Here is a 12648-nt window from a genome sequence, read left to right as displayed (position 1 = left end):
TAAAAATAAAAACAGAACATATATTCTGTCCATATTGTTAATTAAATTGTTCAAAACAATAAATTTCCTTTCCTCACAAAATAATATGGTTGCCTAAATTTATAACAGGCTAATTTCAAAAACAAAAAGTATGCAATTAAGCAACGAAGAAGAAGATTATAACCTATCCCTATCCAAATTTGAGTCGATGTTAAAAACCAACAAAGTACTCTTTTTTGATTCTGAAGAATTTGAAGAAATTATTCTTCATTATTTAGATATAGGTAAGGCTAATTTAGCAAAAAAAGCCTTAAAACTTGCATTAGACCAACATCCAAAATCTACAGGCTTAAAATTAGTACAAGTAGAAATGCTGGTTTATGATGACAAACTTGACATGGCTGAAAAGCTTTTGAACGAGTTGTATGCAATTGAACCTAACAACGAAGAAATTTACATCCAGAAAGCCAATATTTGTTCGAAAAGAGACCAGCACGAAAAAGCAGTAGAATTGCTTAAAATTGCCCTGCAATATACAGATGATTTTGCTGACGTTTATAACTTAATGGGAATGGAATATCTTTTTATGGATAATCTTGAGATGGCAAAAGACAGTTTCATCAAATGTCTTGAAGAGGACATAGAAGACCAGTCGGCACTTTATAACGTAGTTTACTGTTTTGAATTTTTAGACCAGAATCAGGAAGCTATTGCTTATCTTAATGAATATATCAACAAAAACCCATATAGCGAAATCGCCTGGCATCAGGTTGGACGATTGCATTACGGGATAAAAGAATACGAAAATGCGATTCGTGCTTTCGATTATGCAACGCTGATTGATGAAGAATTTCTGGGAGCATTCATGGAAAAAGCAAAAGCATACGAACGTCTTAAAAAATATGCACAGGCAATAGAAAGCTACAACCGAACCATCGAATTAGATGATGCAACCTCTTATGCCTTATTGCGAATTGGTAAATGCTACGAAAAGCTGGGAAATAATGTCCTTGCATTAAAATATTACAACCAAACAGTTCACGAAGACCCTCTTCTGGACAAAGGATGGATTGCTATTACTGATTTTTATGTGCGCCAGAAAAATTTTCAGAAAGCATTATTTTTTGTCAATAAAGCATTGGCTATAGATAATCAAAATCGTTTATACTGGAAACGTTATGCTACTATAAACAAACAAATGAACTTTTTTGAAGAAGCTGAATTTGGCTATAGAAAAGCAGTAGAATTTGGAGATTATGCATTGGATACATGGTTATTTTGGGTAGATATTCTTCAGTTTTTAGGTGAATTTGAGAGCGCCATACAAACATTACTGCAAGCCTCTGAATATTTTCCGGAAGAAAACGAAATAGAATACCGCTTGGCCGGATTGTATTTTATGATTCAGGACAATACAAAGGCGAAGTTTCATTTAAGCAATGGTTTGCGTTTAAACTTTGATAACTACATTTTGATTGAAGATCTTTTCCCTGTTGTCTGGTCAAAAAAAATGGTGAAAAATTATATTGAGAAACATAGAAAAGAATAATGATTGATATTTTAAGAAGACGCTTTGGCTTATTAGGCCGTAATATTAGCTACTCCTTTTCAAAAGGATATTTTACAGAAAAATTTAATGACGAAATTTTCGCAGGCAACAGCTACGAAAATTTTGATATTTCTGAAATTAGTCATTTCACAGGCTTACTTAAAAACAATCCAGACTTAAAAGGCCTAAATGTTACGATTCCATACAAAGAACAGATCATTCCTTATCTGGACAAGCTTTCCAAAAAAGCAACTTTGATTGGTGCAGTAAACACTATAAAATTTACAAAAAACGGAAAATTAAAAGGATATAATACTGATTATTATGGCTTCAAAAAATCATTAAAGCCATTACTTGAACCACATCACAAAAAGGCACTCATTCTGGGTACTGGTGGTGCATCAAAAGGAGTAGCATTTGCACTTGATGAACTTGACATCCCATATACTTTTGTTTCAAGAGAAGCAAAAGAGAATATCATTGATTACAATTTAATTAATGCAACAACTTTTGACAATTATCAAATCATAATTAATTGTACTCCTGTTGGAACAAGTCCAAATATTGAGGCTTGCCCCGACCTTCCCTATGAGTTTTTTACAGATAAACATATCGCTTATGATTTGATTTATAATCCTGCTGAAACTCAGTTCTTAAAGAATGCCAAAGAAAGAGGAGCAGTAATAAAAAATGGTCATGATATGCTTATTTTTCAGGCAGAAAAAGCATGGAAAATCTGGAATAAATAACTTTCAAAACAATTTATAAGTTTGGCTACACTTAAAATGTAGCCTTTTTTATTCTGTAAATTTACAGGACCCAGTCTAAAAATTTTACTAAAACAATTAAACACATTAGATTTAATCGGTTTTTACGCTAAAAAAGATAAGATTTTTAAATCGAAAAACACATAAACAAACGATTTATTTTGTATTTAGAAACACCTTTACTATCTTTCGCAATGTTTAAAATATAAACCTTATACATTTAAAAATGTTAGAAGAAAAGAATGATAACCTGCAGGAAGCAGATGGAAAATCAGAAATCAACCTGAATGATTCTTCACAAAATGATGCAACAGAAACATCAATTTCTAAAGCAACTACAGAAAAGGAAATTACAGCTCCAGAAAATATTCAGGCTGAAGAAACAAATCATCAGGAAGTATTAGATGCTATAACAAATTCTAATGCTGAAGAAAGCGAAGACGAGACACTAAAGGAACGTCATGATATTCCTATGGAGGATTATGATACTTTTTCGTTAGACAAACTTGTTGATGAATTAAAAAAACTTGTAAACACAGACAGAGTGATGTCTGTAAAAGACCATATAGAAGAAATTAAAAAATCATTTTTACTTCAATTCAATCACTTTATAGAAGAAAAAAAAGAAGAATTCAATGCATCAAACCAAGATCCTAATGAAGAATTCCAATATCATTCTCCTTTAAAATCGAAGTTCGACGAATATTATAACATATTTCGAGAAAAAAGAAATGCACACTTTAAAAATTTACAAAGTAATTTAAAATCAAATTTAGAAATCCGACTTGCTATAGTAGAGGAACTAAAAGAACTTATAAATCCACAGGAAAACATCAAAGACACTCTCAAACATTTTAATGAATTAAGAGAGAGATGGAAAAACGCCGGACCTATTCCAAAAGACAAATACAATCACGTCTGGAACAATTATCATTTTCATGTTGAGAATTTTTATGATTATCTTCATCTAGACCGCGAAGCAAGAGACCTTGATTTCAAATACAATCTTGAACAAAAACAAAAGATAATTACCCGTGTTGAAGAATTAGTGAGCGAGCCTGACATTAATAAGGCATTTCGTGAATTACAGGATTTACACAGAATCTGGAAAGAAGATATTGGTCCTGTATCGAAAGAACATCGTGATACGATTTGGAATAAATTTAGTGAACTAACTAAAAAAATACACGACAAAAGGGAACTTTTGTTCGAAAACCAAAGAGAAAACGAGCAAAAAAATCTTGAAATTAAAAAACAAATCATTGCTACAATTGAAACTTTGGCCACTGAAAAAGTAGGTTCCCATTCGCAATGGCTGGTACAAATACAAAAAGTTGAAGCACTTAGAAATGAATTTTTTGCTGCCGGAAAAGTACCAAGTGACGTAAACGAACAAACCTGGGCTGCATTTAAAACTGCCGTTAGAAATTTTAATTCTTTTAAAAACTCTTTTTATAAAGACATCAAAAAAGATCAAAACGACAATTTAAATAAAAAAATGGCATTGGTTGCAAAAGCAAAAGAATTACAGGAAAGTACTGACTTTAACGCTACTACTCCAATCATGAAACAAATTCAGGAAGAGTGGAAACAAATTGGTCATGTTCCTAAAAAATATTCAGACAAAATCTGGAAAGAATTTAAAGACGCCTGCAATCATTATTTTGACAAATTAAAAGAACACAAGTCTGAAGAAAACGAAGAAGAAGTTGCTGCATTCGACAATAAAAAAGCATATCTGGATACTTTAAGAACATTTGAACTTACTGGCGATCACAAAACAGATTTAGATGCTATTAAATTACATATTGAAACCTGGAAAGGATTCGGAAAAGTTCCTTTTTCAAGACGCCACATTGAGGGTAAATTCAATAAGATCTTAGATGCTCTTTTTGAAAAACTAAGCTTAAGCAAGAAGGATACTGAAATGATGCGTTTTTCAAACAGGATTGATTCTTTATCTGAAAGCAATGATACGCGAAAATTGGATAATGAAAAGATTTTTATAATGCGTAAAATTGAAGAAGTACAGAATGAAATATTCCAATTAGAAAATAACATACAGTTCTTTACGAATACTAAAAATGCAAAAAAAGAAAACTCGATTGTTCTTGAAGTTCGCAAAAACATTGCTATCCATAAAGAAAGTCTTGAGCTATGGAAAGATAAACTTAAACAGTTACGAAACCTAAATCAGGAATAGTTTTTTTTAAAAATTTAATCATAAAAAAGGTGTAATGAGAAATTTTTCATTACACCTTTTTTAATTAATTTACTTTCCAGAAACAAATTAATAAAACTAATCTGTAAAATATTGACTATATTTGAAAAAGTCATCATTTGGCAATTTAAATATATAATTATTAACTTTAATAACTACAAAATGAAATTTACAAGAAAAGCTAACGCAAACTGGAAAGGAACCGGTATGGAAGGAACCGGATTAATAAGCACACAAAGTACAACTCTAAATAATGCACAATTATCTTTCAAAACAAGATTTGCAGAAGGAGTAGGAACCAATCCTGAAGAACTTATTGCAGCAGCACATTCTGGCTGTTTTACAATGCAATTAAGCTTTTTATTAAACGAAAAAGGTTTCGTTGCAGACGATTTATCTACAGAAGCAACAGTTACTTTTGAAGATGGTTCTATTACTTTAATTCACTTAGAACTGAAAGGAAAAGTCCCTTCCATAACTGCTGAAAAGTTTTCAGAAATTGCAACTAAAGCAAAAGAAATTTGCCCGATTTCCAAACTATTAAAAACGGAAATCACATTAAGTGTTAACCTGATTTAAATTTAAAATATTTAATACATAAAAAAGCTCTGAGTTTTCAGAGCTTTCTTTTTTAAATTTATTCAGATACTGCTTTGCTTTTAACTACAAGTCTAAAACCTTCTCCGTGAATGTTTAGAATTTCAACATCTTCATCTGCTTTTAGATATTTTCTAAGTTTGGCGATATAAACATCCATACTTCTTGATGTAAAATAGTTATCATCTCTCCAGATTTTCGTCAAGGCTAACTCTCTTGGCATTAAGTCATTTTCATGTAAAATAAGCATTTTAAGCAACTCATTCTCTTTAGGAGATAACTTGATTGGCTCTTCATCCTGGAAGGTTAAAAATCTTAATTTAGAATTTAAATGAAACTTACCAATATTAAACTCAAACTGAACTTGCTCTGCTTTTGTATCAGATGATTTTCTTTGAATAATAGCTTTGATTTTCATCAATAAAACTTCAGAATCAAAAGGTTTGTTCAGGTAGTCATCGGCACCCGCCTTATATCCTTTTAAAACATCTTCTTTCATAGATTTTGCCGTTAAAAAAATAATCGGCACTTCACTATTTTTTTCCCTGATTTCTTTAGCTAAAGTATAACCGTCCTTATAAGGCATCATTACATCAAGAATACATAAATCATAAACATCTTTCTTGAATTTTTCGAAACCTTCCATACCATTTTTTGCTAAGGTAACTTCAAAGTCATTTAGCATTAAATAATCTTTAAGAACTGCACCAAAATTAAGGTCGTCTTCTACTAAAAGTATTCTTTTATTAATATTTTCCATATTTTAATTTATTAGTGGTATTTTTATTATGAAGGTACTTCCTTTTCCCTTTTCGCTTTCTACATAAACCTGACCATTGTGGTCTTCAACTATTCTTTTTACATAAGCAAGTCCCAGGCCATGTCCTTTTACATTATGAAGATCTCCTGTATGTTCTCTGTAAAATTTCTCAAAAACCCTCTTCTGAGCTACTTTACTCATCCCTAGTCCATGGTCTTTTATCTTTATCAGGATCATATCTTTAATATTCTCTGTAAAAACCTCTATTTCAGGAACATCCGGAGAGTACTTTATAGCATTTTCTAATATATTAACCAACACATTTGTAAAATGAACTTCATTGACCAGGCATGTAGTCCTTGCCGCATTATAATGTTTCACAATTGTACCTTGTTTGTCTTCTAAAATTAAATTTACATGTTCAATTGCATCTTCAATAATATCGTGAATTACAGTAGGCTCTTTGGTGATATCCAGTTCCTTTTTCTCCAGTTTCGAAATTCGGAGTACATTTTCAACCTGAGCATGCATCCTTTTATTTTCATCTCTGATCATTTGAAGGTAACGATATACCTTCTCTTTATCTTCAATAATTTTGGGGTTACGAATCGCATCAAGAGCTAAATTTATGGTAGCAATAGGAGTTTTAAACTCATGCGTCATATTATTTATAAAATCTGTTTTAATTTCAGATATTTGCTTTTGTCGTATTAACTGATTTAATGCACTTGTATATGCGATTACAATAATTAATGTAAAAATTATAGAAAGTATTGTAATGCTCACCAGTTGAGATAAGAGAAACTTCTTTTTTATACGGAAAAGTAACTAATAGCTCATACTTACTATTCCCTTCATTGTCTGTAAAGACAGGAATACTGTAAGTCGCATCTTTATCATAATGAAAACCATCTGACTTGACCTTTGTAGGAATACCGTTGCTATAAATTCCAAACTCAAATTTAGTTTTTATACCATGTTCTTTAAGTTCTTTCTTTAAAAGAGAATTTAATTTATCTTTGGTAATTCTTTCATCTATTGGCAATATTGACGCGTAATCATTAGATGTAATTGTTAATTGTGCTTTATTTAAAATATCAAGATTGCCATCTTTTTCAACTTTTATATCCGGAATTGTACTTTGGTTTAAAACTGAATTATCAATAATATTATTATTGTAAACTTCTGTCAACCTCTTTGAACTAAAACTTTTAAAACCGTCTGAATTGAATTTCTTATTAAAAATTGATCCGTTTGTATCATACTTTTCAGAAGTAATACTATTTTTATAAACTATAGTTTTGTTTGTTTTAGTATTTCTTTGAACAAATAAAATTTCCAGCAAATCTTCTTTTTGTGGAATTTTACCTGTACTATCCCTTATATGATTGATTTTATCTCGAAAACTATATTCTTCCAGTTTTGCAAGTGTTTCTGAAACATCACTAACTACCTGCGTTACATGATATTTAAACTGTTCATCATTATTCTCTAACGAAGAATTGAACCAATATACCTGAACCAGAATTATCCCAATTAAGGATAAACTCATTAGCAAAACAAGTATTCTAAAAAATAATTTATTCATCGAAACAAAATTAATATTTTAACAATATACTAAATAATACATTAACCAAATATTAACATTTAAGAATGATTTTGTTTTATATTTAAAATTTTAAGAATTTTAACAACTTCTTGCTTTGCATTTTTATGAGTATCATTAAAGATAATGAAATTACTCACAGGAATACGTTGTTCGTCATTCCATTGCACATTCATTCTTTCTAAGACCTGTTTCCTACTTGTTTTGTCACGTTTTATAACCCTTTTAATTTTTATTTCTTCAGGCGCTGTAACTGTGATAACAACATCACATTCTTTATACCTTCCACTCTCAAATAAAATTGCTGCTTCATAAATTACATAATCATAATTTTTATTTTTTTGAAGCCATAATTCAAAATCTTTTTTAACAGCCGGGTGTATAATAGCATTTAACTGATTAAGCTTGTCGGCATTATTAAAAACAATATCAGCTAACTTTGCCCTGTTAAGCACTTCTTTTTCAAATATCGCGTCACCAAATACAGCTTTGATTTGTTTAATTATGGATTGAGACTGCATTATTTCCTTTGCTTTATCATCAGCTATATAAACAGGCAGACCCATTTCTTTAAAATAATTCGCAATAGTTGTCTTTCCACTTCCAATGCCTCCTGTCAAACCAATAATCTTTGCCATGTTATATCCTGAAAAACATATTAGGAAAAGCTTTCTGAGGCTTTCTCTTTAAAATAATAATTTTTACAAAAGATTCTAAAAAACCTATTCCGTAACCATAAAATTGTTTCCAAACAGCAATTACAGAAAGATATCCAATTTTAAAACTCTTAGTAGCAACACTAGATGTAAGAAAAATTATAACGAAATATACAAAATATATTTGTAATAAAATATCAATATTTAAAATTAACAATAAAAAAGCTAATAATAATCCCAACATAAAAAAAGTAGGAAAGAAAAAAGTAAGTTTATTATGTTCCGGATACCAGCTATTCAATATTGGTCTTGCTTTTCCAAATTTATTTACCTGAATAGAGAACTTCTCCCAGTCTATCCTTCGTTTATGATAAACAAATGCATCAGGAAATAATCTCGTTTCATAACCTAAATTCCATAATCTGATAGATAAATCGGGATCTTCACCAGGATGAATATTCCCAAAACCTTTTGATGCTTCAAAAGCTTTTTTTGAAATCCCCATATTGAAGCTTCTTGGTTGGAACTTCCCTATTTTCTCAGAACCACCACGAATTCCACCGGTAGTCAAAAAAGAAGTCATAGCAAAATTAATTGCTTTTTGTATGTCTGAAAAGCTATCCAAAGCCTTGTCAGGCCCGCCAAAACAATCTACATATCCCCTATCTAATTCTTTACGGACTTCTGTCAAATAATTGGAAGGAATAATACAATCAGAATCGAAAATAATAAAATAATTACCTATCGCTTTTGTCATCCCAAAATTCCTGGAATCCCCAGGTCCTGAATTAGGCTTAAAGTAATATGATATGTTTAGTTTTCCCTGATATTTCATTACTACACTCTTGCAAGGAATTGAAGATCCATCTTCAACAAGAACAATTTCAAAAGCTTCATTATAATCAGATTTCGTTAAACTTTCTAAAAGCTCATCTACTTCATCCGGGCGATTATAAACGGGTATAATTAAAGAAAAAACCATAATTAGGAAATGGGAATTAAGGACAGTTTTATAAATTTAAAATTTTGCGCAAAGATAAGTTTTATTCATAAAAAAACCACCAACTTTGAGTTGATGGTTTTCCTTTATAAGGATTTAAACAAATTATTTAATACTTTCTACCTGAACCATTTCATTTGCTTCTGCTTTATAATCTATTCCGGCTAATTCAAAACCAAACAGATTTAAGAAATCGTTTCTATATCCTTCTAAATCACCAATAGCCGGTAACGTTTCCGTTGTAGTTTCCAACCAAAGTTTTGCCACTTCTGCCTGAACATCTTCGCGCATTTCCCAGTCATCAATCCTGATTCGTCCTTTATCATCAGTAAGAATTTCAGTCCCGGCATACAATCTGTCTTTAAACAAACGCTGAATCTGCTCAATACAACCTTCATGAATTCCTTTTTCTTTCATTACTTTATATAAAAGAGAAATATACAAAGGCACAACCGGAATTGCAGAACTTGATTGTGTCACTAAAGCTTTATTAACAGAAACATAAGCTGTTCCTCCTATTGATTTCAAACTATCAGCAATAGTAAAAGCTGTAGCTTCTAAATCATCTTTTGCACGACCGATAGTTCCTTTACGATAAACTGCTTCTGTTAGTTCCGGCCCGATATACGAATAAGCTATAGTTTTAGCGCCATCAGCCAATAAATTTTCATTTCTTAAAGCCTCAATCCACATTGCCCAGTCATCCCCACCCATAACTTCAACTGTATTAACAATATCTTCTTCGTTAGCAGGAGCTATAGAAACCTCAGAAACTTTTCCTGTATGAAAATCAACCGTTTTATTAGTGTATGTCTGCCCTATCGGTTTCAAAACTGAACGATGTGTTACACCTGTTTTAGGATTTGTACGTACTGGAGAAGCCAAACTATAAATTACAAGATCTACTTGTCCTAAATCTGCTTTTATCAAATCTAAAGTTTCTCTTTTAACTTCATTCGAAAAAGCATCTCCATTGATACTTTTTGCATATAACCCGGCTTTATGAGCTTCTGATTCAAAAGCCGCAGAATTGTACCAGCCCGGTGTAGCCGTTTTACCTTCAGCAGATGGTTTTTCAAAAAAAACACCAATAGTTGCTGCATCAGATCCGAAAGCACTTGTAATTCTTGAAGCTAATCCAAAACCTGTTGAAGCACCAATTACCAATACTTTTTTAGCCCCTTCGATAGGTCCTTTTGATTTGATATATTCAATTTGATTTTTAACATTTTGCTCGCATCCTTTTGGGTGTGATGTCAAACAAATAAATCCTCTCATTCTAGGTTCTATGATCATCTTGTAATTATTTATTGTATTAATTCAATTTCAATTTTAATTTTTCAAAAATAGACATTTTATCCTTAACCCTTTTCATGTTTGCATCCATATTGTCTATAAAATTAGGATTTAAAGCATTGTTTTTTGCTAAATTGTAATATTTGTAAGCAGCTATATATTGATTCTCATACTCTGCCATCCTTCCCAATTCACTATTATAAGATGATGAATCGAAATTTTCCAGAGTCTTTATAGTAAAATTAATATGCTCTTTGGCTTCTTCATACCTTCCAATATCAATAAGGAGATAAGTATAATTTAAATAAGGTGCAGGATATTTAGGTTCAAATTTCATAGCCAGTTTATAATGATAAATTCCTTTATCATAATTACTCAGCTTATTGTAATAAATCCACCCTAAATGATTATGCGCTTTACCGAAATCCGGATATTGAGACAATATTTCTTCAAGCAATTCTTTCCCTTCAGCAATATTCCCGTCAGAGATTAATGAATCTGCTTTTATAAATTGATTTTCATAATAACTAAGGCTTTCCATTTCTATTTTAACTTAATAATTGTTTTGCATGATTCAATGCAGAATCAGATATATTGGCCCCTGACAACATTTGAGCAATTTCTATAATTCTTTCGTCCTGAGACAAAAGCTTTAATTCTGATTGTGTATCATCATTAATTGTAGATTTAAACACCTTAAAATGAGAGTCACCTTTAGCCGCAATCTGAGGTAAGTGTGTGATGGCAAATATTTGCATCTTGGTACTCATCTCTTTCATGATCTCTCCCATTCTAATCGCAATTTCTCCGGAGACACCAGTATCTATTTCATCAAAAATTAAAGTTGGCAATTTAGAATATTGTGCCAATATTGCTTTTACAGCCAACATTATACGGGACATTTCCCCACCAGAAGCAACTTTTTTCAGTAAGCCGAAGTCAGTTCCTTTATTTGCTGAAAACAAAAATTGCAGCTCATCTTTTCCATTTTGAAAATAAGTGTCCGATGCTGTTAATTCCATTTTAAACTGAACATTTGGCATTCCCAATGTCTCCAATATTGAAATTAGCTGTTTAGATAAAACCGGAATTGCTTCTTTTCTATTTTGATGGATTTTAGCTGAAAACAAATCTAACTCTTCTGTTTTTTGTTCGATCGATCTCGACAGAATTGCTATTTCTTCTTCAATATTACCTAATTCAAACACAGATTTTTCCAAGTTTGACTGAATTTGCAACAATTCGTCTACAGTAGTAACCTGATGCTTTTTCTGTAAATTATGAATCAACTGCAATTTCTGATTTACTAACTCTAATTTCTCGGGATCATTTAATAATTTATCTGCTGCATTTTGCAATTCTTTTGAAACATCGTCAAATTCAATTGCTACGCTTGTGATTCTGTCAAACAAGCTTTGATATTCTGATGAAAAAGCTGCAATTTTTTGCAATGAAGCCTTAATTTCATTCAAATTATGAAAAACACCAAATTGCTCTTCATTAGCAACTAAAAGTGACTTATCAATCGACTCCTTTATAATTTCAACATTATTGAGCTTTTCAAAATCAGCTTCCAGCTCTTCCTGTTCCCCTGATTTTAATTTTGCAGCGACCAGTTCATTCAATAAAAAAGTATTGTATTCCTGCTCCTTACCTGCATCACTTTGTTTTTTAAGCAAAGCATTTAATTTTGATTTATCTGTTTTATATACTTTTAGCGATTTTTGATAAGAATCTATAATTCCTGAATTTTGAGCAATTGCGTCAATGATTTTAAACTGCACACCTTCCTCTGAAAGTTCCTGGGTTTGCTGCTGCGAATGAATATCAATCAAAAACTCACTCAGATCCTGTAATTCCTGAAGATTTACAGGACTATCATTAATAAATGCACGTGATTTACCCGAAGGAAGAATCTCACGTCTTATAATTGTTTCATCCTCATAATCAAGATCATTCAATTCAAAAAAATCTTTCAGATTGTATTTAGAAATCTCAAACTGCGCTTCGATGATACATTTTTCTTCTTTATTTTTCAGGGAAGTCAAATCAGCTCTCTTTCCTAAAACCAATCCTAAAGCTCCTAAAATAATTGATTTTCCAGCTCCGGTTTCTCCGGTTATTATAGAAAACCCTTTCGAAAAATCTATAGAAAGTTTTTCAATTAAGGCATAATTTTTAATTGACAGCGAAGTAATCATATAGCTTTAAAAGTAA

The 12648-nt window shown here is 31.1% G+C and carries 10 protein-coding genes and 1 pseudogene; 4 read left to right on the top strand and 7 right to left on the bottom strand.

Annotation, left to right across the window (positions count from 1 at the left end; translation table 11 throughout):
* The first annotated feature begins 130 nt into the window (after nucleotides 1-130).
* The 4 genes from P5P89_RS15740 to P5P89_RS15725 all read left to right on the top strand — a co-directional run bounded on the left by P5P89_RS15740 (nucleotide 131) and on the right by P5P89_RS15725 (nucleotide 5095).
* Nucleotides 131-1528: a tetratricopeptide repeat protein gene (locus tag P5P89_RS15740; RefSeq protein WP_223683048.1), complete on the top strand. Its 1398-nt coding sequence runs from the start codon at nucleotides 131-133 to the stop codon at nucleotides 1526-1528.
* A complete protein-coding gene (locus P5P89_RS15735; protein WP_223683047.1) occupies nucleotides 1528-2277 on the top strand; it encodes a shikimate dehydrogenase family protein in 750 nt (249 codons plus the stop codon). The genes P5P89_RS15740 and P5P89_RS15735 overlap by 1 nt, the downstream gene beginning before the upstream one ends.
* 244 nt (nucleotides 2278-2521) lie before the next feature.
* Nucleotides 2522-4498, top strand: coding sequence for a DUF349 domain-containing protein (locus P5P89_RS15730; RefSeq protein ID WP_278009177.1), 1977 nt, complete (start codon nucleotides 2522-2524; stop codon nucleotides 4496-4498).
* A 180-nt stretch (nucleotides 4499-4678) separates the two neighbouring features.
* Entirely contained in the window at nucleotides 4679-5095 is a 417-nt protein-coding gene (locus P5P89_RS15725; RefSeq protein ID WP_278009176.1) for an OsmC family protein, read from the top strand.
* Between the two features lie 58 nt (nucleotides 5096-5153).
* Here P5P89_RS15725 and P5P89_RS15720 read toward each other — a convergent pair whose 3' ends face one another.
* From P5P89_RS15720 to recN, 7 genes and pseudogenes are all read right to left on the bottom strand, one after another.
* Entirely contained in the window at nucleotides 5154-5873 is a 720-nt protein-coding gene (locus tag P5P89_RS15720) for a response regulator transcription factor (protein ID WP_223683044.1), read from the bottom strand.
* 3 nt (nucleotides 5874-5876) lie between these two features.
* Nucleotides 5877-7461: pseudogene (locus P5P89_RS15715) on the bottom strand (sensor histidine kinase).
* 59 nt (nucleotides 7462-7520) lie between these two features.
* Complete coding sequence (coaE, locus tag P5P89_RS15710; protein ID WP_278009175.1) at nucleotides 7521-8117, bottom strand: dephospho-CoA kinase; 597 nt, start codon at nucleotides 8115-8117, stop codon at nucleotides 7521-7523.
* 1 nt (nucleotide 8118) lies between these two features.
* Complete coding sequence (locus tag P5P89_RS15705) at nucleotides 8119-9117, bottom strand: glycosyltransferase family 2 protein (RefSeq protein ID WP_278009174.1); 999 nt, start codon at nucleotides 9115-9117, stop codon at nucleotides 8119-8121.
* Between the two features lie 123 nt (nucleotides 9118-9240).
* Nucleotides 9241-10431 (bottom strand): enoyl-ACP reductase FabV, encoded by a 1191-nt coding sequence (gene fabV, locus P5P89_RS15700; RefSeq protein ID WP_278009173.1) that lies wholly within the window; start codon nucleotides 10429-10431, stop codon nucleotides 9241-9243.
* Nucleotides 10432-10450: 19 nt separating this feature from the next.
* Nucleotides 10451-10972 (bottom strand): tetratricopeptide repeat protein, encoded by a 522-nt coding sequence (locus P5P89_RS15695; protein ID WP_278009172.1) that lies wholly within the window; start codon nucleotides 10970-10972, stop codon nucleotides 10451-10453.
* A 7-nt stretch (nucleotides 10973-10979) separates the two neighbouring features.
* Nucleotides 10980-12632 (bottom strand): DNA repair protein RecN, encoded by a 1653-nt coding sequence (gene recN, locus P5P89_RS15690; RefSeq protein WP_278009171.1) that lies wholly within the window; start codon nucleotides 12630-12632, stop codon nucleotides 10980-10982.
* Nucleotides 12633-12648 lie beyond the last annotated feature (16 nt).

This window comes from Flavobacterium gyeonganense, from assembly GCF_029625295.1.
GTDB classification, from domain to species: Bacteria; Bacteroidota; Bacteroidia; order Flavobacteriales; family Flavobacteriaceae; genus Flavobacterium; species Flavobacterium gyeonganense.
Note: the sequence above shows the minus strand (reverse complement) of the source record. Positions and strands in the feature narration are given on the sequence as shown.

What these genes read in the sequence shown, in the direction of transcription:
- fabV (WP_278009173.1), bottom strand. Translation starts at nt 10,431, where the DNA reads ATGATCATAGAACCTAGAATGAGAGGATTTATTTGTTTGACATCACAC.
- P5P89_RS15705 (WP_278009174.1), bottom strand. Translation starts at nt 9,117, where the DNA reads ATGGTTTTTTCTTTAATTATACCCGTTTATAATCGCCCGGATGAAGTA.
- recN (WP_278009171.1), bottom strand. Translation starts at nt 12,632, where the DNA reads ATGATTACTTCGCTGTCAATTAAAAATTATGCCTTAATTGAAAAACTT.
- P5P89_RS15730 (WP_278009177.1), top strand. Translation starts at nt 2,522, where the DNA reads ATGTTAGAAGAAAAGAATGATAACCTGCAGGAAGCAGATGGAAAATCA.
- coaE (WP_278009175.1), bottom strand. Translation starts at nt 8,117, where the DNA reads ATGGCAAAGATTATTGGTTTGACAGGAGGCATTGGAAGTGGAAAGACA.
- P5P89_RS15695 (WP_278009172.1), bottom strand. Translation starts at nt 10,972, where the DNA reads ATGGAAAGCCTTAGTTATTATGAAAATCAATTTATAAAAGCAGATTCA.
- P5P89_RS15725 (WP_278009176.1), top strand. Translation starts at nt 4,679, where the DNA reads ATGAAATTTACAAGAAAAGCTAACGCAAACTGGAAAGGAACCGGTATG.
- P5P89_RS15720 (WP_223683044.1), bottom strand. Translation starts at nt 5,873, where the DNA reads ATGGAAAATATTAATAAAAGAATACTTTTAGTAGAAGACGACCTTAAT.
- P5P89_RS15735 (WP_223683047.1), top strand. Translation starts at nt 1,528, where the DNA reads ATGATTGATATTTTAAGAAGACGCTTTGGCTTATTAGGCCGTAATATT.
- P5P89_RS15740 (WP_223683048.1), top strand. Translation starts at nt 131, where the DNA reads ATGCAATTAAGCAACGAAGAAGAAGATTATAACCTATCCCTATCCAAA.